19 protein-coding genes are annotated in these 22,905 nt (G+C 76.8%); 12 read left to right on the top strand and 7 right to left on the bottom strand.

Annotation, left to right across the window (positions count from 1 at the left end):
• Positions 1-11: 11 nt before the first annotated feature.
• Together FHN55_RS17455 and FHN55_RS17450 are read left to right on the top strand one after the other, a co-directional pair.
• Positions 12-794, top strand: a complete 783-nt coding sequence (locus tag FHN55_RS17455) for a TetR/AcrR family transcriptional regulator (RefSeq protein WP_218974783.1) — start codon at positions 12-14, stop codon at positions 792-794.
• Positions 791-2,929, top strand: a complete 2,139-nt coding sequence (locus tag FHN55_RS17450) for an acyl-CoA dehydrogenase (RefSeq protein WP_139713598.1) — start codon at positions 791-793, stop codon at positions 2,927-2,929. Before FHN55_RS17455 ends, FHN55_RS17450 begins: the two co-directional genes overlap by 4 nt.
• A gap of 223 nt (positions 2,930-3,152) precedes the next feature.
• Here FHN55_RS17450 and FHN55_RS17445 read toward each other — a convergent pair whose 3' ends face one another.
• Positions 3,153-4,079: an NAD-dependent protein deacetylase gene (locus FHN55_RS17445; RefSeq protein WP_257571103.1), complete on the bottom strand. Its 927-nt coding sequence runs from the start codon at positions 4,077-4,079 to the stop codon at positions 3,153-3,155.
• A gap of 82 nt (positions 4,080-4,161) precedes the next feature.
• On the opposite strand from FHN55_RS17445, the gene FHN55_RS17440 reads away from it, so the two are divergent.
• Positions 4,162-4,653, top strand: coding sequence for a VOC family protein (locus FHN55_RS17440; RefSeq protein ID WP_139713597.1), 492 nt, complete (start codon positions 4,162-4,164; stop codon positions 4,651-4,653).
• Positions 4,654-4,708: 55 nt separating this feature from the next.
• On the opposite strand, the gene FHN55_RS22860 is transcribed toward FHN55_RS17440, so the two are convergent.
• A complete protein-coding gene (locus FHN55_RS22860) occupies positions 4,709-4,864 on the bottom strand; it encodes a hypothetical protein (RefSeq protein WP_180357918.1) in 156 nt (51 codons plus the stop codon).
• A gap of 44 nt (positions 4,865-4,908) precedes the next feature.
• Here FHN55_RS22860 and FHN55_RS17435 point away from each other — a divergent pair, with 44 nt between their 5' ends.
• Both FHN55_RS17435 and hrpA read left to right on the top strand, forming a co-directional pair.
• Positions 4,909-6,093 carry a PP2C family protein-serine/threonine phosphatase gene (locus FHN55_RS17435; RefSeq protein WP_139713596.1) on the top strand — a complete coding sequence of 395 codons (1,185 nt, stop codon included), beginning with the start codon at positions 4,909-4,911 and terminating at the stop codon, positions 6,091-6,093.
• A 68-nt stretch (positions 6,094-6,161) separates the two neighbouring features.
• Complete coding sequence (gene hrpA, locus FHN55_RS17430) at positions 6,162-10,487, top strand: ATP-dependent RNA helicase HrpA (protein WP_139713595.1); 4,326 nt, start codon at positions 6,162-6,164, stop codon at positions 10,485-10,487.
• Positions 10,488-10,532: 45 nt separating this feature from the next.
• On the opposite strand, the gene FHN55_RS17425 is transcribed toward hrpA, so the two are convergent.
• From FHN55_RS17425 to FHN55_RS17410, 4 genes are all read right to left on the bottom strand, one after another.
• On the bottom strand, positions 10,533-11,045 hold the full coding sequence (locus FHN55_RS17425; protein ID WP_139713594.1) for a hypothetical protein: 513 nt from the start codon (positions 11,043-11,045) through the stop codon (positions 10,533-10,535).
• Between the two features lie 65 nt (positions 11,046-11,110).
• The gene (locus FHN55_RS17420) at positions 11,111-12,238 is read right to left on the bottom strand and encodes a ScyD/ScyE family protein (protein ID WP_139713593.1); all 1,128 of its coding nucleotides are present in this window, start codon (positions 12,236-12,238) and stop codon (positions 11,111-11,113) included.
• A 159-nt stretch (positions 12,239-12,397) separates the two neighbouring features.
• A complete protein-coding gene (locus tag FHN55_RS17415; protein WP_139713592.1) occupies positions 12,398-12,679 on the bottom strand; it encodes a hypothetical protein in 282 nt (93 codons plus the stop codon).
• Positions 12,680-12,690: 11 nt separating this feature from the next.
• Entirely contained in the window at positions 12,691-14,793 is a 2,103-nt protein-coding gene (locus FHN55_RS17410) for a M3 family metallopeptidase (RefSeq protein ID WP_139713591.1), read from the bottom strand.
• Positions 14,794-14,936: 143 nt separating this feature from the next.
• Between FHN55_RS17410 and FHN55_RS17405 the strand changes: the two genes are divergently transcribed.
• The 6 genes from FHN55_RS17405 (at position 14,937) to FHN55_RS17380 (ending at position 19,836) form a co-directional block, all read left to right on the top strand.
• Positions 14,937-15,803, top strand: coding sequence for a glycerophosphodiester phosphodiesterase family protein (locus FHN55_RS17405; RefSeq protein WP_139713590.1), 867 nt, complete (start codon positions 14,937-14,939; stop codon positions 15,801-15,803).
• 65 nt (positions 15,804-15,868) lie between these two features.
• Entirely contained in the window at positions 15,869-16,720 is an 852-nt protein-coding gene (locus tag FHN55_RS17400; protein ID WP_218974782.1) for a DUF1206 domain-containing protein, read from the top strand.
• The gene (locus FHN55_RS17395; RefSeq protein WP_218974781.1) at positions 16,687-17,598 is read left to right on the top strand and encodes a DUF1206 domain-containing protein; all 912 of its coding nucleotides are present in this window, start codon (positions 16,687-16,689) and stop codon (positions 17,596-17,598) included. The genes FHN55_RS17400 and FHN55_RS17395 overlap by 34 nt, the downstream gene beginning before the upstream one ends.
• A 79-nt stretch (positions 17,599-17,677) precedes the next feature.
• On the top strand, positions 17,678-18,280 hold the full coding sequence (locus FHN55_RS17390) for a nitroreductase family protein (protein ID WP_218974780.1): 603 nt from the start codon (positions 17,678-17,680) through the stop codon (positions 18,278-18,280).
• A complete protein-coding gene (locus FHN55_RS17385; protein WP_139713588.1) occupies positions 18,277-19,278 on the top strand; it encodes an acetamidase/formamidase family protein in 1,002 nt (333 codons plus the stop codon). Before FHN55_RS17390 ends, FHN55_RS17385 begins: the two co-directional genes overlap by 4 nt.
• Before the next feature lie 114 nt (positions 19,279-19,392).
• Complete coding sequence (locus tag FHN55_RS17380) at positions 19,393-19,836, top strand: OsmC family peroxiredoxin (RefSeq protein WP_139713587.1); 444 nt, start codon at positions 19,393-19,395, stop codon at positions 19,834-19,836.
• 53 nt (positions 19,837-19,889) lie between these two features.
• On the opposite strand, the gene FHN55_RS17375 is transcribed toward FHN55_RS17380, so the two are convergent.
• Positions 19,890-20,360, bottom strand: a complete 471-nt coding sequence (locus tag FHN55_RS17375) for an ATP-binding protein (protein ID WP_180357917.1) — start codon at positions 20,358-20,360, stop codon at positions 19,890-19,892.
• A gap of 156 nt (positions 20,361-20,516) precedes the next feature.
• On the opposite strand from FHN55_RS17375, the gene FHN55_RS17370 reads away from it, so the two are divergent.
• Positions 20,517-22,889, top strand: a complete 2,373-nt coding sequence (locus FHN55_RS17370; protein ID WP_139713585.1) for a GAF domain-containing SpoIIE family protein phosphatase — start codon at positions 20,517-20,519, stop codon at positions 22,887-22,889.
• The last annotated feature ends 16 nt before the right edge of the window (positions 22,890-22,905 follow it).

Raw genomic sequence — 22,905 nt, 5'->3', positions numbered from 1 at the left:
ACGCTCGCACCGTGACACCCGCTGCGACGACGCCGCTGCCGACGGCTGCTGCGCCCGCGGACGGGCGCAGCACCCGCTGGGAGGCCCACCGCCGGGCCCGCCGCGAGGAGCTCGTGCAGGCGGCGCTGCGGGCCATCACCCAGCACGGCCCCGGCGTGGGGGTCGACGAGATCGCCGCCGCCGCCGGCACCAGCAAGACCGCGCTGTACCGGCACTTCGCCGACAAGGAGCAGCTCTACCTCGCCGTCGCCGACCGCGTGAGCCGGCGCATCCTGCGCGACCTGGTGGCCGCGGCCGCCCAGCACGACCGCCCCCGCGCCGCCCTCGGCGCCGTCATCGCCACCTACCTGCGCCTGGTCGAGCACGACCCCGACGTGTACTGGTTCGTCACCCGCGGCGCCGGCTCGATGGCCACGAGCAGCTCCGGCGGAGCCGCTGACCCGCTGGCCGGGCTGACGCAGGCGGTCAGCGCGGAGTTCGCCCGCTCCATCGCCCGCCAGCTGCGCACCGCCGGCCTCGACGCCGCCACCGCCGAGCCGTGGGCCCACGGCCTGGTGGGCATGGTCCGGGCCGCCGCGGACCACTGGATGAGCGCCCCGGTGCCCGACGGCGGCCGCCGCACGCCCGCCGACGTGCTCGCCGAGCAGCTCACCGCCCTGGCGTGGGGCGGGCTGTCGCGGGCTCCGCTGACGACGCCGCCGTCGTCGTCCTCACCGCCCACCGCACACGACACGACCCCGACGACAGGCCGTCGAGACCCGGCGGCCCGGGACCACCTGGAGGAGACGCCATGAGCACCCCCGCCACCGAGAGCGCGGCCCGCACCGACAGCACCGCCACGGCTGACGTGGCCGCCGGCGTCGCCGAGACCTCCGACGGTTCGCCGAGCCGCCTGGACGGGCAGGCCGAGGGCCGGGCCGGCCACGTCTGGCCGGTGGACCCCGCACAGCTCGCCGCCGACCCGCGCGCCGTCCAGAAGGTGCTCGACGGGCGCTGGGCGCACGTGCGCGACCGCGCCCGCACCACCATCCCCGCCGCCTGGTGCGAGCCGACCGACCACCTCTCCACCGAGGAGCACCGCGCGGTCACGCTGCAGCGCCTGCAGGAGATCGTCGCCACCGGGGAGCACCGCTACGGCTTCGCCGCCAGCGCCACCGGCGGCATCGGCGGCGACAGCGTCGGCGCGCAGACGGTGAACTTCGAGATGCTCGGCCACGCCGACCTGTCCCTGACCATCAAGGCGGGCGTGCAGTGGGGCCTGTTCGCGGGCTCGATCCAGGCGCTCGGCACCGCCGAGCACCACGAGCGCTTCCTGCGCGACGCCGTGGAGACCGACCTGCTCGGCTGCTTCGCGATGACGGAGACCGGGCACGGCTCCGACGTCGCCAACCTGCGCACCACCGCCACCTACGACGAGGCCACCGGCGAGCTGGTCGTCCACTCCCCCGGCCCCGAGGCCCGCAAGGACTACATCGGCAACGCCGCGCGCGACGCCCGGATGGCCGTCGTCTACGCCCAGCTGGTGACGCGGGGGAAGAAGCACGGAGTGCACGCCGTGCTGGTGCCGATCCGCGACGAGGCCGGGAACGCCTTGCCCGGCGTCACGCTGAGCGACTGCGGGCGCAAGATGGGCCTCAACGGCGTGGACAACGGCCGGATCATGTTCGACCACGTCCGCGTGCCGCGCGAGAACCTGCTCAACAGGTACGGGCAGGTGGCCGAGGACGGCACCTACTCCTCCTCCATCGCCAGCGACAACGCCCGCTTCTTCACCACGCTCGGCGCGCTGGTCAAGGGCCGCGTCTGCATCGGCGGCGCCGCGCTGGCCGCCGCGAAGACCGGGCTGGCCATCGCGGTCACCTACGCCGAGCGGCGCGCGCAGTTCCCGAAGGCCGGCGGGGCGGAGGGCGAGGAGGTCACGCTCCTCGACTACCGCACCCACCAGCGACGGCTGCTGCCGCTGCTGGCCTCCTCCGCCGTGTACGCCCTCGCGCAGGACGACGTCGTCGCCGAGCTGCACCGCGTGACCAACCCCGTGCTCCTCGGCGCCGCGCCGACGCCCGGCCCGCAGAAGGCGCTGGAGGCGAAGGCCGCCGGCATGAAGGCGCTGCTCACCTGGCACGCCACCCGCTCCCTGCAGGAGGCGCGCGAGGCCTGCGGCGGCTCCGGGTTCCTCTCGGAGAACCGGATCGCGCAGCTCAAGGGCGACACCGACGTCTTCACCACCTTCGAGGGCGACAACACGGTGCTCATGCAGCTGCTGGGCAAGCACCTGCTCTCCGAGCACCGCGACGCCCTCAAGGGCGCCGGGAAGATCGGGCAGGCGAAGGCCGTGACGACGTCCCTGGTGGACGCCTACGCCGGGCGCACCCCCGCCCGCGCCGTCGCCGGGTTCGTCGGCGAGGTGGTCACCGACATCGGTGCGCTGCGCCAGCGGGGCGCCCAGAAGCACGCCGCCGCGGGCCAGGACGACGCCGACGCCGAGCTCTTCGACAGGGCGTGGCAGCTGCGCATGCTCGAGCACCGCGAGCGCCGGACGCTGGAGAGCCTGGCGCTGCGCATGCGCAAGCGCGCGCAGGCCGGCGAGAGCGGCTTCACGGTGATGAACGAGGTGCAGGACCACCTGGTGCTCGCCGCGCGCGCCCACCTCGACGCGTGGGTGGCCCGCACCGCCGACGCGGCCATCGGCCGCGCCGACGACGAGCGCGCGAAGGTGCTCCTGTCCCGCCTGCTCGACCTGCACGTGCTCTCGGTGGTGGAGGCCGACCGCGCCTGGTACCTCGAGCGCGGGCTCATCACCGCCGGCCGCAGCCGCGAGCTGACCACCGCGGTCAACGCGCTGTGCGCGCAGGTGCGCCCGCACGCGCTGCGCGTGGTGGACGCGTTCGGGCTGCCGGAGGGCTGGCTGGGCGCCCACATCGCCAGCTGAGGAGGCACGACGGCGGGGGGGGCCGCGCCGTCGAGCCCGGCCTTCGTGGAGGACACCCCGAAGTGCCGGAACCCTGCCCGGAGGTGTCGGGACCGAGGTCCGGTTCCGACACCTCCGGGCAGGGTTCCGGCACTTCCGGGCAGGGTTCCGGCACTTCCGGGCCGGGTCGGGCACCTCGTGGCGGCGGACCGCAGCAGCCCCCCTGCCCGCGCGGGTGCGGGGGTCAGCGGGACGCAGCCACCACGCCCGCGGGCTCGGCGTCGCCGTCCCGGTCGGGCAGGGCGGCCAGGTCCGAGACGAGCCGCGGCAGCAGCTCCTGCACGGGGGCCGCCACCTTGAGCACCGGGTCGCCGTCGGCGCGGGTGGCGCCGTCGGTGACCACCGCCACCGGCTGGCCGCGGCGCACCGCCGCCCGCACGAACCGGTAGCCGCTCATCACCGTCAGCGACGAGCCGAGCACCAGCAGCGCCGGCGCCAGCTCGAGCAGGTCGTAGGAGCGCTCCACCCGGTCCTTGGGGACCGGCTCGCCGAAGTAGACGACGTCCGGCTTCAGCGTGCCCACCTCGCACACCGGGCACGGCACCACCACGAACGAGGCCACGAGGTCCTCGGGCAGGTCGACGTCGCCGTCGGGGTTCACCCGCAGCTCGTCGGCCACGGACTCGGCCGCCTCGGCGAAGCCGGGGTTCGCGGCGCGCAGCCGCCGGTCCATCTGCACCCGCGGCACGACGGCGCCGCAGTCCAGGCAGACCACCCGGGCGAGCGTCCCGTGCAGCTCCAGCACCCGCTCGCTGCCGGCTGCCTGGTGCAGCCCGTCGACGTTCTGGGTCACGAGCGCCCCCACCGCCCCGCAGCGCTGCAGGTCGGCCACCGCCGTGTGCGCGGCGTTCGGCCGCGCCGTCGCGATCTGCCACCAGCCGACGTAGGAGCGCGCCCAGTAGCGGCGGCGGCCCTCGGCGTCGTGGAGGAACTCCTCGTACCGCATCGGCGAGCCCTTGCGCTGCGAGCCGGTGGGACCGCGGTAGTCGGGGATGCCCGACGCCGTGGACATGCCGGCGCCGGTCAGCGCCATGACCCCCCGCCCCGACGCCCGGGCGGAGGCCAGCAGCTCGACCAGCGCCTCGACCGCTCCGGCTGCAGGCTCGCTCACCGGGTCACGCTAAGCCAGCACCGATGACTCCCGCGCGCCCGTGCGGTCACACTCGCGAGGACCCCCGAGGGAAGGACGAGAGATGCCCGAGATGGTGACCTGCCTGTGGTTCGACGGCGCAGCGGAGGAGGCCGCACGGCGCTACACCGAGCTGTTCCCGAACAGCTCCGTCGACGCCGTGGTGCGCTCCCCCGCCGACAACCCCAGCGTCAGCGAAGGAGCGGTGCTCACCGTGGAGTTCACCCTCGACGGCCGGCGCTTCCTCGGCCTCAACGGCGGGCCGGCGTTCACCCCCAACGAGGCGGTGAGCATCCAGGTGCACACCGCCGACCAGGCCGAGACGGACCAGTACTGGGACGGGCTCGTCGCCGGCGGTGGCGAGGAGAGCCGGTGCGGGTGGCTGAAGGACCCGTGGGGCTTCTCCTGGCAGGTGGTGCCCGAGCGCCTCACCGAGCTCCTGGCCGACCCCGACCCCGACCGGGCCCGCGCTGCGATGCAGTCGATGATGACCATGGACAGGATCGACGTCGCCGAGCTGGAGCGGGCGGTGGCGGCGGTGCCGTCGTCGTCCTGACCCTCCGACCAGGACGACGACGACGGCGGGAGCGGCCGGCGAGCGGCCGCCGCGCTCAGTCGCCGGCGCTGCCGGGCTCCGGCGGGGACACCTCGCCGGCCTGCAGCTCCTGCAGCTCGCGCTCGGGGGTCTCGGCCGCCGCCGGGTCCGCGTTGGCGCCCGGAAGCCCTCCGGTCTTGCCGACGCCGCTCTCGTGGGTGCTCTCGCTCATGTCTCCTGCCTACAGCTCCCAGCCGCGTGCGGCACGCTGGGCCCGTGGACGGGGACGGACGGGGGGACGGACGGAGGGACGGACGGGGCGGCGCGGCTCTCGTCGTTCCGCCCGCCGGTGCCGTCGGGGACGACCACGTCCTGCTGAGGCCGACCCGCCGCTGGCTGTGGCTGGGCGTGGCCGCCGTGGTCGGGCTGGCCGTCACCGACCTGGTCTCGGGTGAGGTCAGCGGCGACCCCGGCGCGGCCAACATCGCCGGCGCGTTCGCGCTGGCGCCCACGCTGACGGCCATCGGCGGCGCCCGCTGGCACGTGGCGCTGGTCGGGGCGATGTCGGTGCTGGTCGCGCTGTGGACGTGCGTCCTCGACGGCACCCCGCCGCTCACCACGCTCATCAGCTGCGCCGTGGTGGGGACCTCCACCGCGGTGGCGGCGACGGTGGCGGGCGTGCGCCGCTCGCACCTGGCGCAGCTGCAGGACCGCCGCCAGGCCGCCCGCACGCTGCAGTCCGCCATGCTCACGCACCTGCCGCAGCCGCAGGGCCTGCAGCTGGTCGCCCGGTACACCCCGGCCAGCTCCGGGGACCAGGTGGGCGGTGACTGGTACGACGCCCTCGTCGACCCCTCGGGGGCCACGACGCTGGTCATCGGTGACGTCATGGGCCACGACATCCGCGCCGCCGCCGCCATGGGCCAGGTCCGCGCGGTGCTGCGCGCCTACGCCGTGGAGGGCGGGCAGGAGCCGTCGGCGCTGGTCGCCCGCACCGAGACGGCCCTGGACCGGCTGGGCCTGGACGTCATGGCGACCGTGCTGGTGGCGCGCCTGGACCCGCCCGAGCTGCCCGGCGGGCCGCGGCGCCTGGTGTGGAGCAGCGCCGGCCACCCGCACCCGGTGCTGCTGCGGACCGGTCCCGGCGGGCACGTCCACGCGTCCGTGGTGCCCGCCACCGGTGGGGCGAGCGGGCCTGACCTCATGGTGGGCGTGCTGCCCGGGTCCGCCCGCCGGGACCACCGCTGCACCCTCCCGCCCGGCGCGACCCTGCTGCTGCACACCGACGGGCTCGTGGAGCGGCGCGAGGCGGACCTGGAGCAGGGCACCGCGGCGCTGCTGGCCGAGCTGGAGCGCGAGGGCCACCGCGACCTGGACGACCTCCTCGACACCCTCCTGCCCGACCTGCTGCACGGCCACCGCGACGACGACGTCGCCGTGCTCGCCGTCCGCACCACCTGAGGAGCACGCGGGACCGCCGAAAACCCGCGGGCCCGCCCTCCCCCGCGCCGCCTACCCTGGACGGCGAGATGACGACGACGACCGCGGGCCCCGACCCGTCCGTGCTCCGCAGCGGGCTCGTGGCCACCACCCTGCGCGACGAGCGGCGCCTGGCCCGCCGCCTCGACGGCGCGGAGCGCGCCAAGGGCCCCCGCCGGACCCAGCAGCTGGCCGAGGTGGCCGAGCAGGTGGTGGCCGCGCAGGGCCGGCTGGCCTCCCGGGCGGCGTCCGCCGACGCGCTCGTCGGCTCCATCACCTACCCCGACCTGCCGGTGAGCGCCCGCCGCGACGACATCGCCGCCGCCATCGCCGACCACCAGGTGGTCGTCGTCGCCGGGGAGACCGGCTCGGGCAAGACCACGCAGCTGCCCAAGATCTGCCTGGAGCTGGGCCGCGGCGTGCGGGGCCTGGTCGGGCACACCCAGCCGCGGCGCATCGCGGCCCGCGCGGTCGCCGAGCGCGTGGCGGAGGAGCTGGGCGGCGAGGTCGGCGGCGCGGTCGGCTACGCGGTGCGCTTCACCGACGAGGTCGGGCCGGACAGCCTGGTCAAGCTCATGACCGACGGCATCCTGCTGGCCGAGGTCCAGCGAGACCCCGACCTGCTCGCCTACGACACGATCATCATCGACGAGGCGCACGAGCGGTCCCTCACCATCGACTTCCTCCTGGGCTACCTGCACCGGCTGCTGCCGCGCCGGCCGGACCTCAAGGTGGTCATCACCTCCGCGACCATCGACCCGCAGCGCTTCGCCGACCACTTCTCGACCGTGGCGGGCGAGGTGCCGGTGGTGGAGGTCTCCGGGCGCACGTTCCCGGTGGAGGTGCGCTACCGCCCGCTCAGCCTCGACGAGACCCCGCTCGACGGCGGTGCTGCGGAGGACGCCGACGACGAGGACGGCGAGTCCCTCGAGGCCGACCCCGACGACGCGCGCCACGGACACGCTGACGGCGCCGAGGACCGGGACCAGACCGAGGGCGTCATCGACGCGGTCGCCGAGCTCACCGCGCTCGGCGACGGCGACGTGCTGGTGTTCCTCTCCGGCGAGCGCGACATCCGCGACACCGCCGACGCCCTCACCGCCGCCATCGAGCGGCGGGAGGTCCCCGGGCTGCGGCCGGCGGGCTCGGGCGGCGCGGGCGCCACGGAGGTGCTGCCGCTGTTCGGGCGGCTGTCGGCCGCCGACCAGCACCGCGTCTTCTCCCGGCCCGGCGCGGGCACGTCGCGGCGCATCGTGCTGGCGACCAACGTGGCGGAGACGTCGCTGACGGTGCCGGGCATCCGGTACGTCGTCGACACCGGCACGGCCCGCACCTCGCGGTACTCCGCGCGCACCAAGGTGCAGCGCCTGCCCATCGAGCCCGTCAGCCAGGCGAGTGCCGCGCAGCGCTCCGGCCGGTGCGGGCGCGTGGCCGACGGCGTGGCGATCCGCCTGTACAGCGAGCGCGACTTCGAGTCGAGGCCCCGGTTCACCCAGCCGGAGGTGCAGCGCACGTCGCTGGCCAGCGTCATCCTGCAGATGGCGTCGCTGGGGCTCGGTGCGGTGGAGGACTTCCCCTTCCTCGACGCCCCCGACCGCCGCCAGGTGCGCGACGGGCTGGCGCTGCTGCACGAGCTGGGTGCGATCGACGACCCCTCCCCCGAGGGGAACCCCCGCCTGACGGACGTCGGGAAGCGGCTGGCGCAGGTGCCGGCCGACCCGCGGTTCGCGCGGATGCTGCTCCAGGCCGACCGGGAGGGCGTCGTCCCCGAGCTGCTCGTGCTCGTGGCGTCCCTGTCGGTGCAGGACGTGCGCGAGCGGCCGCTGGAGAACCCCGAGGCGGCGCGGGAGAGCCACCGGCGCTTCGCCGACGAGCACTCCGACTTCGTCTCCACCCTGAACCTCTGGGCCTACCTCACGGAGCAGGCCGCCGAGCGGTCCTCCTCGTCGTTCCGGCGGATGTGCAAGGCGGAGTTCCTCCACCACCTGCGGATCCGCGAGTGGCAGGACGTCCACGCCCAGCTGCGGCGGGTGCTGCGCGGGCTCGGGATCTCCACCCCGAGCGGTGCCGAGGCGGCGCGCGTGAGGACGGGCGAGGACCTCGAGCCGGTGCGCGCCCAGGTGCACGCGGCACTGCTGGCGGGGCTGCTGACGCAGGTGGGCAGCAAGGACCTGCGCGCGGAGGAGAAGAACGGGCGCGCGGGCGGCCGGGACGGCCGCGACGGGCAGCAGGGGGGCCGCGAGACGCGGCGCCGCGGACCGGCGGAGTACGTCGGGGCGCGCGGCACCCGCTTCGCCATCGCCCCGGGCTCCGTGCTCGCCAAGCGCTCCCCGAGCTGGGTGGTGGCCGCCGAGCTGGTGGAGACCTCGCGGCTGTGGGCGCGCGTGGTGGCCCGGGTCGACCCGGAGCAGGTGGAGGCCCTGGCCGCGCACCTCGTGGTGCGCAGCCACTCCGAGCCGCGCTGGAGCAAGCAGCGCGGTGCGGCGGTCGCCACCGAGCGCGTCACCCTCTACGGCCTGCCCCTGGTGGCCGGGCGCACGGTGCCGCTGGCCCGGCTCGACCCGGTGACCGCGCGCGACCTCTTCATCCGCCACGCCCTCGTCGGCGGTGAGTGGGACGCGCGCGGCGCGGCGGTCGCCTTCGTGGAGGCGAACGCCGCGGTGGCCCGCGACGTCGAGGAGCTCCAGGCCCGCACCCGCCGCCGCGACCTGCGCGTGGACGACGAGGCGCTGGTCGCCTTCTACGACGCCCGGCTGCCCGCTGACGCCACGAGCGCCCGCGCCTTCGAGGCGTGGTGGCGCAAGGAGCGCCGCACTCGCCCCGACCTGCTGACGCTGACGGTGGCCGACCTGACGATCGACGACGCCGACGCCCTGTCACTCGACGACGCCCCGACGTCGTGGAGCTCGGGCAGCTTCGACCTGTCGCTGAGCTACCGGTTCGACCCGCTCGCCGCCGACGACGGCGTCACCGTGCACGTGCCGCTGGCGGTGCTCGCCCAGGTGCCGGAGACGGGGCTCGACTGGGGTGTGCCCGCGTGGCGCACCGAGCTGGTCACCGCGCTGCTGCGCGCGCTGCCGAAGCCGGTCCGCGTGCAGCTGGTGCCCGTGCCGGACACGGCCCGCGAGGTGGCCGCCGCACTGCCGGACGTCCCGCCGCCCGGTGTGCGGCTGGTCGACGCCGTGGGCGAGGTGCTGCGCGCGCGGCGCGGCGTCGTCGTCCCGCCGGAGGCGTGGGACGCCGCGCGGCTCGCGGAGAGCGCTCCGCACCTGCTGCCCACGTACGCCCTCGAGGACGCCGACGGGAAGGTCGTCGCGACCGGCAAGGACCTCGCCGCGCTGCGCGAGAGGACCGCCGGGGCGCAGCGCGCCGCCGTCGTCCAGGCGGTGACGGCTGGGGCCAGGGCGCAGGGGCAGCAGCTCGAGCACGAGGCGCTCACCGCGTGGCCGGCGGGGCTGGTGCTCGCCGGGCAGGTGGAGACCGCCGCGCCCGACGGGCGGCCCGTCGTGGGCTTCCCGAGCCTGGTGGTGGAGCGCTGGACGCAGCCGGCGAAGGGCAGGGGCGGGAAGGACGGCGAGCGGCGCATCGCGGTGCGCGTCCTCGCCACCGAGGCCGAGGCCCGCGCGGCGCACCCGCGGGGCGTGGCGCGCCTGGCCCGGCTGGTGCTGGCCAACCCCACCAAGGCGCTGCTCGACGGCCTGGGCACGCCCGCGCGGCTGGCGCTCGCGCGCTCGCCGCACGGCACGGTCGAGGCGCTGCTCGCGGACTGCGCCGACGCCGCCGTGGACCACCTCGTGGCCACCCGCGCCCCCGGCGGTGGGCTCGGCGTCCGCGACGGCGAGGCCTTCGACGCGCTCCTGCGGGCCGTCCGCCCCGACCTGCTCGCCACCACGCAGCAGGTGCTGGGGCTGGTGCAACGGGTGCTCAAGTCGGCGCGCGACGTGGAGCACGCCCTCGACCGGACGCCCGCGTCGCTGCCGCTGGTCGCCTCGCTGGCCGACGTCCGCGCGCAGCTGCAGGTGCTCGTGCACGCCGGGTTCGTCGCCGAGGTGGGGCTGGAGCGGCTGCCGGACGTGCAGCGCTACCTGCGCGCCCTGCTGCGGCGCCTGGAGGTCCTCGGGGGCTCCGGTGGCGGGGGTGGTCCGGCCCAGGCCGCCCAGCGCGACCGGGACCGCACCGGCGTCGTCCAGCGGCTCGAGGCGGACCTCGAGCGCGCGGTGGCGGCGCTGCCGTCGGCCCGGCGCGACGCCGCCGAGGTGCGCGCGGTGCGCTGGCAGCTGCAGGAGCTGCGGGTGAGCCTGTTCGCCCAGACCGTCGGGGCGAGCGGGCCGGTGAGCGAGAAGCGCGTCGCCGCCGCCATCACCGCCCTGCGCTGACCACCGCCTCCTCTGACCCCGGGAGGGGCCGGAGGAGGCGGGGCCTCACGGGCGGCGGGCGACGGCGCTGAGTGCGACGACCGCCGCCGCCAGCACCGTCCCCAGCACCACCACCGGTGTCTCCACCGGGTCGGTGGAGCCCCGGACGAGCCGCACCCGCCCCAGGCGCTCGGCCGGCTGGCCCGCGCAGGCGACCGCCGCCTGCACGCCGAGGACGAGCGCTGCCGACCTCCCGGCCGGAGCCGGAGCGGGGTGGCGAGCCAGCACCGCGAGCGCCCCGCCCTGCAGCAGCAGGGCGGGCACCGGCGCTGACAGGGCGGTGCCGGTGACCCAGGCGTCGCGGGCGACGCGCCGGCTGCTGGCGGGCCCCGGTGGCAGCCGGGGGCGCAGGCCGAGGGCGGCGATGTCGACGGGCAGGCCGCGGCGCACCGCGACGGCCTGCCCCACCAGGGCGGTTCCCAGCTGCGCGCCCGCGGCGAGGAGCAGGAGCCGCCCGGCCGCGCTCGTCGTCGTCCGGGTGGTCGTGCCCGGGGTGGAGTCCGTGGTCGTGGTGTCCATGCCGGCCACGCTGGGCGACGGCGCTTGTCAGCGGCTGGCGGGCCGCTTGCCGTGCCGGAGCGGTCTCAGAGCTCGCTGAAGGCGCTGGCGCGGACCCTGGCCACCACACCGACGGGCGGGGCGCCCGCAGGGGTGGTCCCGAACTGGCCCGCCACGCTCCACGCCGTGGTGTAGAGCGCGCCGTCCTTCCACTGCAGGCCCAGCGGCATGGTCACCTGCGCGGCCGACCGGCGGCCGTCGGGCGCCACCGCGACGATGCGACCGATGGTGGACGGGTCGAAGCCGGCCGGCGGCGGAGCGTCCTGCGGGGGTGCGCCCTCGAGCAGCTCGCTGACGTAGACGGTCCCGTCGTCACCGACGGCCACCCCCGTGGGGGCGGTGAAGCCGCTGATCTCGCGGACCAGCCGGCCCCCGCGGTCCACCACGTAGACGCGACCCTCGCCGGGCACCTCCGCGGTGAGCGCGGCGACGTAGAGCTTCCCGCCGGGGCCGTAGGACAGGCCCGTGGGCACGGAGTCGCACCCCGTGAGGGAGCCGTTGTTGGGCACGCCGGCGCAGGCGCCGGTGCTCACGGTGGGCGGCACGAAGAAGGTGCTGACCCTCCCGTCCCCGCCCACGGCGAGCACGTCGTTGGCACCGCCGTCGGCCACGTAGGCCAGCGGCGCGCGCTTCCCGCTGCCGGCCAGCACCGAGAACGGGTTGGACAGGGCGTCGGGGGCGTCCTGGTCCTGCCCGTCGGGGTTGGTGGCCCTCTCGTGGGCGAGCAGGTCCGCCAGCGCGCGCAGCTGGCCGGGAGCACCGGCGAACAGCGTCGCCTGCCCGGCGACGGCGGGGGCGTCGGGCGCCCCGCCGGAGGTCAGCGCGAGCACGGTGCGCCCGGAGGTGTCGGCCGCCGCCAGGCCCGGCTGGGTGGCGAGGACGCGCTGCCCGCCAGCGCCCGGCCCCTCGACGCGGGTCACCTCCCCGGTGCCCTGCTCGGCCACCACGAGGCGCCCGCGCCCGTCGAACCTCACGCTCCACGGGTCGGACAGCCCCGACGCGACCACCTCGACCGGTGGCCCGCCGTCGTGGTGGCCCCCTCCGTGGCGGCCGTGGGCCACCGCCGGCGGTGCCAGCAGCACCAGCGCGGACCCGACGGCCGCTGCGGAGAGCGCCGCCCTCGCCCGCCTGGACCGCGCGCTCGTGACCACCATCCGGACCACCTCCTCGTGGCCGGGGCCCTCACGTCCCCGGACGGCGCACCACGATCCTCACGGCGACCACCCGGCGACAGGGACCCAGCTCCCTGGCGCGCAGGCCCCTGCCGGAGGACGATGACCCGCCCTGCCCCTCCCGCGCGGCGCTGGTCACCGTCAGGAGGCGCCGCCCCCGGCGTGGGCGATGACGCTGACGGTCAGGAGCACGACGAACAGCGCCAGCGCGGCCGCCGAGCAGAAGAACCCCGCGAGGACCGTCCTGGGGTTGTCCGCGTCGCCGTCGATGACGCGCCGGCGCGCCCGCACCGCCAGCCACACCCCGACCCCGCCGCCGAGCAGCAGCGGGGTGAAGGCCAGCGCGCCGAGCACCAGCGACACCACGCCCACCGCCAGCGACGCCTTCCCCAGCCCGTTGTTCTCGCCCGGGACGCGCGGCACGGGAGCTGCCCTCAGGAGCCGGTCGCGGCGAGGCCGCGGCGCTGCAGCAGCGGCTCGACCCGCGGGTCGCGGCCCCGGAAGGCGCGGTAGGCGGCGGACAGGTCCACCGTGCCGCCGCGCGAGAGGACCTCCCGGGCGAACGCGGCCCCGTTCTCGCGGCGCAGGCCGCCGTTCTCGGCGAACCACTCGACGGTGTCGGCGTCGAGCACCTCGCTCCACAGGTAGGAGTAGTACCCGGCCGAGTAGCCGCCGGAGAAGACGTGGTTGAAGTAGGTGGAGCGGTAGCGCGGCGGCACCAGCTCCAGCGCGGTGCCGTGGCGCTCCAGCGCGGCCGCCTCGAAGGCCTCGACGTCGTCGGGGGCCACCGACTCCCCCGGCGCGAGCTGGTGCCAGGCCTGGTCGAGCAGCATCGCCGCGACGATCTCGGTGGTGGCGAAGCCCTCGCCGTAGGAGCGCGACGCCAGCAGCGCCTGCACCGTCGACGCGGGCAGCGGCTCACCGGTCTCCACGTGGCGCGCGTAGGCGGGCAGCAGCGCCGGGTCCCACGCCCACACCTCGTTCACCTGGGAGGGGAACTCCACGAAGTCGCGGGGCACGGTGGTGCCCGACAGGCGCGGGTAGCGCACGTCGGAGAGCAGGCCGTGCAGCGCGTGCCCGAACTCGTGGAAGGCGGTCTCCACCTCGTCGGGGGTGAGCAGCGCCGGCTCGCCGTCGGGCGGGCGGGGCACGTTGAGGTTGTTCACCACCACCGGCCTCGAGGACCGGCGGCCCGGCAGCGCCGACTGGTCGACGTAGTTGCTCATCCACGCGCCGCCGCGCTTGGACTCGCGGGCGAAGAAGTCGCCGAGGAACAGCCCGACGGACGTCCCGCCCTCGTCGAAGACCTCCCAGGTGCGCACGTCGGGGTGGTAGGTCGGCAGCTCGGGCCGCTCGGTGAAGGTCAGGCCGTACAGGGCGGTGGCGGCGGCGAAGACGCCGCGGGTGACGACGGCGTCCAGCTCGAAGTACGGCTTCAGCCCGGCCGGGTCGAGCTCGAAGCGGCGGGCGCGCACGCGCGCCGCGGCCCACGCCCAGTCCCAGGGCCGCAGCTCGGCGGGTGCGTCGTCGTCCCCGGGGCCGGCGGCGCGCAGCTCCTCGGCCAGCTCCAGCGCCTCGCCGCGGGCGTTGCTCACCGCGGCCGGGACCACGGAGGTGAGCAGGTCCATGACCGCCTCCACCGAGGGGGCGGTCGCGTCCTCGAGCACGTGCTCGGCGTGGTGCGCGGCACCCAGCAGCCCGGCGCGCTCGGCGCGCAGCGCGGCGATGCGCACCAGCAGCGGGCGGGTGTCGTGCTCGCCCCCCAGCCCGCGGGTGGTGGAGGCGCGGAACACGCGCTCGCGCAGGCCCCGGTGGTCGAGGGAGGCCAGCACGGGCTGGTCGGTGGGCAGCGACAGCGGCAGCACCCAGCCGTCCAGCCCGCGCGCCACCGCCGCCTGCGCGGCCGCAGAGCGCTCCCCGGCGCTCAGGCCCGCCAGCTGCGCCTCCTCGGTGACGTGCACGGCGGCGGCGTTGGTGGCGGCCAGCAGCTCGGTGCCGAACTGGGTGGTCAGCCGCGACAGCTCGCCGTTGAGCTCGCGCAGCCTCGCCTTGGCGGCCTCGTCGAGACCGGCGCCCGCGCGGGCCAGGTCCCGGTGCCACCGCTCCAGCACGGCCCGCTGCTCGTCGTCGAGCTCGGTGCCGTCGGCGTCCGGGGCGCCGCCGGCGGTGTGCTCGCGCACGGCGGCCAGGCGGGCGAACAGCCGCGGGTCGAGGCGGACGGCGTCGCCGTGGGCCGTCAGCTCCGGCGCCAGCTCCGCCTCCACGGCGCGCAGCGCGTCGTCGGAGTGGGAGGAGACCAGGTTGTAGAACGCGTTGGCCGCCCGGGTGAGCAGCTCGCCGGAGGCCTCCAGCGCTCCGACGGTGTTGGCGAAGGTGGGGGGCTCGGCGCAGGTCGCCACGGCCTCCACCTCGGCGCGCTGCTGGGCCATCCCCTCGCGCAGCGCCGGCGCGAAGTGCTCGGTGCGCAGGGCGTCGAACGGCGGCAGGCCGTGCGGCAGGGTGCTCGGTGCGGCCAGGGGGTTGGTGGGGTCCAGCACCCGGGCGACGCTATCCCAGCGCCCCACCGGCCTCGCGGCGCGCCGGCCCGGCGGCCGAGCGGGTGGACGTGCGGCGCGGGGGCTGGGCCCGGCGCCCCCGGAACCGGTAGGACCGTGCCCGCAGGACGACGACGGGAGCGGGCGTGGACGGGGCGGTGTGGTCGCGGCGCGCGGTGCTGGCCGGCGCGGGGCTCGCGGCGGTGGGCGCGGCGGCTGCAGCCGGCCCGCTGGCGCCCGAGGCGCGCGCGGCGTCCGCCCCCGACGTCGACCGGCTGCTGGCCACCCCGGCCTTCCTGGTGGCCCACCGGGGCGGCTCGCGCGACTGGCCGGAGATGTCGGCGTTCGCCTACGAGCGCGCGGCGGCCCTGGGCGCCGACGCGCTGGAGCTGTCGCTGTCCCGCACGGCGGACGGCGTGTGGTTCGGCCTGCACGACGGCACCCTCGACAGGACCTCCGGCACGCAGGGCTTCAAGGCCTCCGAGCACACCTGGGCCGAGGTCGCCTCCTACCGCATCAGCCCCTCGGGCACGGTCGACCGCACCCAGCCGCGGCGCCCGTACGCCCGCCTGGAGGAGCTGCTGGAGCGCTGGGGCGGGCGGCGCGTGCTGTTCGTGGACCCCAAGGCCGTCAGCTCGAGGTTCCACCCGGAGCTCGTGGCCGCGCTGCGCCGCGTGCCCTCCTCCCAGGACTGGGTCGTGGCCAAGGCCCCGGTGGCGACCACCTCCTGGGCCGACGCCGCCCGCCGGGAGGGCTGGCGCAGCTGGGGCTTCTGCTGGGCCCGCGAGCTCGACGCGGACCCCGGGCTGCTCACGCGGACCGCTGCCTCCTGGGACCTGCTCGGCCTGGACGTGGGCGCCCCTGACGCGCGCTGGGCTGAGGTGGCGGGACTGGGCAGGCCGGTGCTGGCCCACGTCCTCACCACCCCGGCGCAGCTGCAGCGCGCGCGGGCGCTGGGAACGGCCGGCGCCGTGGTGTCCGACCTGGTGGCGGTGCTCCCGGCACGCCCCTGAGGCGCACCGCTCGACCGCCTCCGCTCGGCGTGCCGGTGGAGGTCTGCGGGTCCACCATGTGCGCTGTGCCACCCTCCCGAGAGCCGGCGGCCGCAGCCGGCCGGCGGGCCGGGGCGGACGCCGAGCACCGCGCCCGGCAGGCGCGCGAGCGCCTGGAGCCGGTGGCGCGCGCCGGGTTCGTGGTCTCCGGCGTGCTGCACGTGCTCATCGGCGTGCTCGCCGTCCGCATCGCCCTGGGCGGCGGGTCAGGAAGCAGCGCGGACTCCAGCGGCGCCCTCGGCGAGGTGGCCCGCACCCCGTTCGGCGCGTTCGCCCTGTGGGCGGCGGTGGTCGCCCTGGCCGCGCTGGGGCTGTGGCAGCTGCTCGACGGCGCCCTCGAGGCCCGCGCCAAGGACGCGCAGGAGGCCGCGAAGGGCCTGGGCAAGGGAGTCACCTACCTGGTGCTGGCGGGCACGGCGCTGACCTTCGCGCGCGGCGGGTCGTCGTCGTCGGAGTCCGCCACCGACGACGTCACGGCCGCCCTCATGGGCTCCCCCGGCGGAGTGCTGCTCGTGGGGGCGGTGGGCCTGGCTGTGCTCGGCGTCGGCGGGTACCTCGTCTACAAGGGGTGCTCCCGCAAGGTCCGGGACGACCTGCGCGGTGGCCGGTCCGCAGGCCCCCGGGGGCGGGCCGGCCGGGCCGCCCTGTGGGCGGGCCGCGCCGGGTACCTGGCCGAGGGCGTCGCGCTGGCGGTGGTCGGCGCGCTGTTCGTGGTGGCGGCGGTGCGCAGCGACCCCTCCGAGGCCGGTGGGCTCGACGCCGCCATGCGGACGCTGGTGGGCGCGCCCTTCGGCGTGGCCCTCCTGGTGGCGGTGGGCGTGGGCTTCGCCCTGTACGGGGTCTGGTGCTTCGTGCGCGCCCGCTGGGGCGAGCTCTGAGCCCGTCCGCGGCCCAGGCCGCCGTCGAGGCGAAGGGCCTCCTGCGGCGGCTGCGCACCTGGCTGGACCGCGACGGGGACGGCGAGGTCTCCGACGACGTCGAGGACGGCGCCCGCGCGGCCCGCGAGCACCTGGAGCCGGTGGCGCGCGTGGGGTACGCCCTGTCCGGCCTGCTGCACGTGCTCATCGGGGCGCTCGCGGTGCGCCTCGCGGTGGGCGTGCGCAGCGGCACGGCCGACCAGGGCGGCGCCCTGGCGGCCGTGGCCGGGACCCCCGGCGGGCAGGTGCTGCTGTGGGCCGCCAGCGCCGCGCTGGCGGCGCTGGCGCTGTGGCACCTGGTGGACGGGGCGCTGGAGCTGCGGTGGCGCCAGCGCTCCGCGGGGCTGAAGGACCTCGCCAAGGGGGTGGTCTACAGCGCGGTGGTGGTGACGGCGGTGACGTACGCCGCCGGCGGCCACACCGACACCGAGGACACCAGCGACGACGTCACCGAGCAGCTCATGGAGAACCTCCTCGGCACCGCGGCGGTGGCGGCGGCGGGCCTGGCCGTGGTGGGCGTGGGGCTCTACCACGTGGCCAAGGGGGTGCGGCTGCGGTTCCGGAAGGACCTGCGCCTGCCCGAGGGGCCGGCGCGCCGGGGCGTGGACGTCGCCGGGGTGGTCGGGTACTCCGCCAAGGGCCTGGCGCTGGGCGTGGTGGGCGTGCTGTTCGTGGTGGCGGCGGTCACCAACGACCCGCGCGAGGCGGGCGGGCTCGACGCCGCGCTGCGGGCGCTGCTGCTGCTGCCGGCGGGGTCGGTGCTGCTGGGCTGCGTGGGCGCGGGCTTCGCCGCGTACGGCGCGTACGCCGTGGTGAGGGCTCGGCTCGGGCACCTGTGACCCCGCCGTCCGGAGCACCTGCCGCGGTGGCGCCGCGGCGGCGGGAAGAAACGGGCGACGCCCGTCGCTCACCGGTCACGTGACCACCACCTCCCTGCCGACCACCGCGGCGCCCACCGGCGCGCAGGACGTGCACCCGCTCCTGTCCGAGCGCTGGAGCACCCGCGCCTTCGACCCCGAGCACGTGCTCGACGCCGAGACCGCCGCGCGCCTGATGGAGGCGGCCCGCTGGTCGCCCAGCGCCAGCAACACCCAGCCGTGGCGCTTCGCGCTGGCCCTGCGCGGCACCCCCGAGCACGACGCCCTGTTCGGCACGCTCATGGGCTTCAACACCGCCTGGGCCGCGAAGGCCTCCGCGCTGGTCCTCGTCGCCGCCGAGCGCACCACGCCGGAGGGGAAGGACCTGCGCTGGGCCGACCTCGACGCCGGCCAGGCCGTCGCGCACCTCACGGTGCAGGCCGCGGCCGACGGCCTGGTGGTGCACACCATGGGCGGCTTCGAGGTGGACCGGGTGCGTGAGGTCTTCGAGGTGCCGGGCGGCGTGGAGCCGCTGGTGGTGGTGGCCGTGGGCCGCCAGGGCGACCTGGCCTCGCTGGACGAGAAGAGCCGCAGCCGCGAGCTGGCGCGCAGCCGCGCGCCCCTGTCCGAGCTGCTGCTCCCCCTGCGCGGCGCCTCGGCGTGAGGCACCGCCTCGCCCCGGGCGGGGGGACGCTGCACGGACGCTTCGACCCGTCGCTGCCGGCGGCCCTGGTGGTCGACGACGGCGACGTCCTCGTGGCGTCGGCGCTCGACTCGGGCTGGCACGCGCCCGAGCAGCCGCCGCAGGCCCTGTCCTCCGGGGAGCTGATGGGCTGGCCCGGGCACGACCCCGTGCTCGACCCCGGCCACGCGCTGACGGGACCCGTGGCGGTGCGCGGCGCGCGCCCGGGCGACGTGCTGGAGGTCCGCGTGCTCGACGTGCGGCCCGGGGCGTGGGCGCTGACGGGGGCGGGGTCGCGGGAGACCTTCGCCGACCGCGCCGCCGGCGTCGACGCGCTGCCACGTGAGGTGCTCGTGTGGCAGCTCGACGACGAGCGCACCCGCGCCGTCGACCAGTTCGGCGACGTCGTGGCGGTGCGGGCCTTCCCCGGGCTGGTGGGCACCTGCCCGGCCGTCCCCGCGGGCGCCGGACCGCGCTCGACCGTCCCGCCGCGACGCACCGGAGGCAACCTCGACTGCCGCGAGCTGGTGGCGGGCTCGGCGCTCTTCCTGCCGGTGGAGGTGCCCGGGGCGCTGCTGTCCTTCGGGGACGGGCACGCCGCGCAGGGCGACGGCGAGGTGGCCGGCGTGGCGCTGGAGTGCCCGCTGGAGGTCCTGGAGCTCCAGCTGGTGCTGCACGGCCGCGAGGACGCCGCCGACCCCGCCGTCGACCTCGCCGCGGCGCTGCCGGGGCTACGTCCGTGGGCGAGCACGCCGGCCGGCGTCGTCGTCTTCGGCACCGGCACCTCCCTGGACGAGGCGGCCGCCGACGCGCTCGGCGGCGTGGTGGACCTGCTGTGCTCGCGCCACGCCCTCTCGCGGCAGCGGGCGCTGGCGCTGGCGTCGGCCGCCGTGGACCTGCGGGTGACCCAGGTGGTCAACGGCGGCGTCCACGGCGTGCACGCGGTGCTGCCACCGGGCAGGGTGGAGATCGCCGGCTGACCCGCCGACGGGGAACACCTGTCGTGCACGATATGTTGTTGCCGGTAAGCACCAGCCCGCGCGCCCGGCTCGTCCGGTGCGCGCGGGCGACACGTCGAGACACGAGGAGACGAGATGCCCACCCGCACCGCGCGCACCGCCTGGAACGGCACCCTGGAGCAGGGCTCCGGCCAGGTCGAGCTCACCAGCTCCGGCGTCGGCACCTACACCGTGTCCTTCCCCAAGCGCGCCGCTGACGACGCCGACGGCACCACCAGCCCCGAGGAGCTCGTCGCTGCGGCGCACTCCTCCTGCTTCGCCATGCAGCTGTCCGCCCTCATCGCCCAGGCCGGCGGCACCCCGCAGTCCCTCGAGGTCAAGGCCGACGTCTCCCTCGGCCCGGACTCCGCGAACGGCGGCTTCAAGCTCACCGGCATCAAGCTGACCGTGGTCGGCGAGGTCGAGGGCCTCGACGAGGCCGGCTTCCAGAAGGCCGCCGCCGACGCCAAGGCCGGCTGCCCGATCAGCAAGGCGCTGACCGGCGTGGAGATCACGCTCGACGCCTCGCTGGAGTCCTGAGCCCAGCGGCTCAGCACGTCGTCCGACGCCGGAGGGCGCCCGGGGCCGAGGCCTCAGGCGCCCTCTCGCGCGTCCTGCCCCATCCGGAGCGCCGCCGCCAGCACCGACCCGGGCAGCAGCTGCAGGTGCTTGACCAGCACCACCGTGGTGCCGCTCTCCCCCGGAACGAAGTGCAGCTGGTCCACGAGGATGCGCATGAGCCCCAGGCCCCGGCCGTGCGTGAGGTCGCTGCTGGGCCCCTCGGCGAGCACCTCGGCGGCCGCGCGCGCCGGGTCGAACCCGCCGCCGCCGTCGACCACCTCGATGCGGCACCACTCGCCCTCCACGCTGACGCGGACCTCGAAGTCCGCCCCGGAGCCCGCGTGCTGGACCACGTTGCTGCAGGCCTCGGTCACGGCGAGGGCGATGTCGTCGATGCTCGACGGGCTCACCCCCAGCTCGGTGAGCGTGGCGGTGGCCAGGTGCCGGACCACCGGGACGTGGCGCACGTCCGTGGGGAGCCGGAGCCCGTAGCTGAGGTGCACGGGACCTCCAAGTCGGCGGGTGGCGCAGCAGCGGTGCGATGATGGCACGGACCTACCCGCGACGGCCGAGCGCACACGTGGTGATCCGTCCCCGGTCCTCATCGTGACCTGACGGAGACCCTCTTCGCACGACCCGCCCTCGACAGCTGGAGCTCCGTGCAACCCTCGCGGCCCTCGTCCACCGCCGCAGCGCCGCCCCCGTCGGTGGACCCGTTCGACGGCGACGCCGCGCTGGCCGCCGCAGCGGCCGCCTGCGCCGACGAGCCGATCCGCGTGCCGGGGTCCGTGCAGCCGCACGGCCACCTGCTGGTGGTGGGCTCCGCCTCCGCGGGCCTCCCGGTGCTGTCGGCGTCCGCGGGCTCCGCGGCCGCCCTCGGCCCGGCAGCCGCGGCCGGTGCGCGCCTGCCGGACCTGTCGCCCCAGCTCGCGTCCCTCGTGGCGGCCGTGGCCGCTGGTGAGGACGACCAGGCCACCACCACCGAGCCCGTGGAGCTGCCGCCCGGGTCCGGCCGCCGCCACCACGCGGTCGCCCACCGGGTCCCCGACCAGGCCGGCGCAGCCGCCGTGGTCGTCCTCGAGCTCGAGCCGGCCGCCGGTGACGAGGGGTCCGCGAGGCCCTGGCACCTGCAGCTCCCGACCGTGCTGCGCCGGCTGCAGGACGCCGGCAGCGTGCTGGACCTCGCCGAGGGCCTGGCCACCGGGGTGAGGCACCTGACCGGCTTCGACCGGGTGATGGTCTACCGCTTCGACGAGGAGTGGAACGGCGAGGTGCTCGCCGAGGACCGCCGCGAGGACCTCGAGCCCTTCCTCGGGCTGCGCTACCCCGCGTCCGACATCCCTGCGCAGGCCAGGGCGCTGTACGCCCGCCAGTGGCTGCGGATCATCCCCACCGCCACCTACCTCCCGGTCCCGCTGGAGCCGGCGCAGCCGACGGGGGCGCCGCTCGACCTGTCGCTGGCGGTGCTGCGCAGCGTCTCCCCCGTCCACCTGCAGTACCTGCGCAACATGGGCGTCGCGGCGTCCATGTCGATCTCCCTGATGCACGGCGACCGGCTGTGGGGCCTAATCGCCTGCCACCACTACGCCGGCCCCCACCGCCCGAGCGTCCCGGTGCGCACCGCCGCCGAGTTCCTGGGCCGCACGGCCTCGCTGCTGCTGCCGGTGGTGGTGGGCCGCGAGGCCGACCAGGACGTCGTGGCCGCCGCGCGCGTGCGCGCCCGGCTCACCGAGCTGCTCGCCGCCACCCCCGACCTGCCGCTGGAGGCCCTGACCCGGGAGTCGGTGACCATCGCCGACCTCGTGCCCTGCGGCGGCGCCGCGCTGCGCGTGCACGGCGAGCTGCGCCTGCTGGGCGCCGCCCCGCCGCCGTCGGTGGTCACCGCCCTGTCCGCGCTCCTGTCCGACGAGCCGCTGGTGACCTCGTCGCTCGCCGCCGCGGCCCCCGGCGTCGTCGGCGCCGGCGGCGCGGGCGGCGCGGGCGGTGACGTCGCAGCAGCCGGCGGGGTCGACGCCCGGGAGGTCTGGGAGGTGGCCAGCGGAGTGCTCGCCGCTCCCGTGTCCGGCGGCCAGCCGGGCGACCTGGTCGCCTGGTTCCGCCCGGAGGTGCTGCAGGAGGTCACCTGGGGCGGCGACCCGCGCTCGAGCAAGGTGGTCCTCGACGACGACGGCGGCGGGGGCCTGCGGCTGAGCCCGCGGCACTCCTTCGAGGCGTGGAGCGAGACCAAGCGGCTGACCGCCGTGGCGTGGGCCCCTCACGAGGTGGAGGCCGCCCTCGGCTTCGCCCAGCACCTGTCCGACTCGATGCTGCGCGAGGTGGAGCGGACCAACCGGCTCGCCACGGCGCTGCAGCAGACGCTGCTGCTGGAGAAGCTGCCCGACGTCCCCGGGCTCGACCTCGCCGTGCGCTACGTGCCCCACAGCGACGACGTGGTCGGCGGGGACTGGTACGACATCGTCCCGCTGTCCGACGGCTGCACCGCGGTGGTGCTCGGCGACGTCGCCGGCCACGGGCTGGCCGCGTCGGCCATCAGCGCGCAGATGCGCAACGCGCTGCGCGCCTACGTGCTGGCCACGCGGGACCCCGGGCAGGCGCTGGAGCGCCTCAACGAGCTGGTCACCCGGCTGCTGACCGGTGAGCTCGCCACCGCCGTCGTCGTGGTGGTCGACCCGGCCACGGGACGGGCGCGGGTCGCCAACGCCGGGCACCCCCCGCTGGTGGTGCGCGCCGGGGACGGCGCCGCGCAGCTCGTCGACGACGGCCTGCGCGGACCGGCGGTCGGCCTGATCGACGAGGTCGAGTACACTGCCGCGGAGGTGGCGCTGGAGCCCGGCGGTGCGCTGCTGCTGTACTCCGACGGGCTCGTGGAGGAGCGCCGCTCGGAGTGGGCCGAGCGGCTGCAGCGCGTGATCACCACGGCCAGCAGCAGCGCCGGATCGCTGGACGCCCTGTGCGACCAGCTGATGCGCTCGGTGTCCGCCCGCGCCGACGACACCACCGTCCTCGCCGTCGGCTGGGTGCCCGGGGGCTGATCCGCGGCACGGCCGG

This window comes from Streptomyces sp. NP160, from assembly GCF_006335115.1.
In the GTDB taxonomy this organism is placed as follows: domain Bacteria; phylum Actinomycetota; class Actinomycetes; order Actinomycetales; family Quadrisphaeraceae; genus Quadrisphaera.
The sequence above is the reverse complement of the archived record's forward strand: the minus strand, read 5'-3'. Positions and strand labels throughout refer to the sequence as shown.

What these genes read in the sequence shown, in the direction of transcription:
- FHN55_RS17450 (WP_139713598.1), top strand. Translation starts at nt 791, where the DNA reads ATGAGCACCCCCGCCACCGAGAGCGCGGCCCGCACCGACAGCACCGCC.
- FHN55_RS17440 (WP_139713597.1), top strand. Translation starts at nt 4,162, where the DNA reads ATGCCCGAGATGGTGACCTGCCTGTGGTTCGACGGCGCAGCGGAGGAG.
- FHN55_RS22860 (WP_180357918.1), bottom strand. Translation starts at nt 4,864, where the DNA reads ATGAGCGAGAGCACCCACGAGAGCGGCGTCGGCAAGACCGGAGGGCTT.
- hrpA (WP_139713595.1), top strand. Translation starts at nt 6,162, where the DNA reads ATGACGACGACGACCGCGGGCCCCGACCCGTCCGTGCTCCGCAGCGGG.
- FHN55_RS17425 (WP_139713594.1), bottom strand. Translation starts at nt 11,045, where the DNA reads ATGGACACCACGACCACGGACTCCACCCCGGGCACGACCACCCGGACG.
- FHN55_RS17420 (WP_139713593.1), bottom strand. Translation starts at nt 12,238, where the DNA reads ATGGTGGTCACGAGCGCGCGGTCCAGGCGGGCGAGGGCGGCGCTCTCC.
- FHN55_RS17380 (WP_139713587.1), top strand. Translation starts at nt 19,393, where the DNA reads ATGCCCACCCGCACCGCGCGCACCGCCTGGAACGGCACCCTGGAGCAG.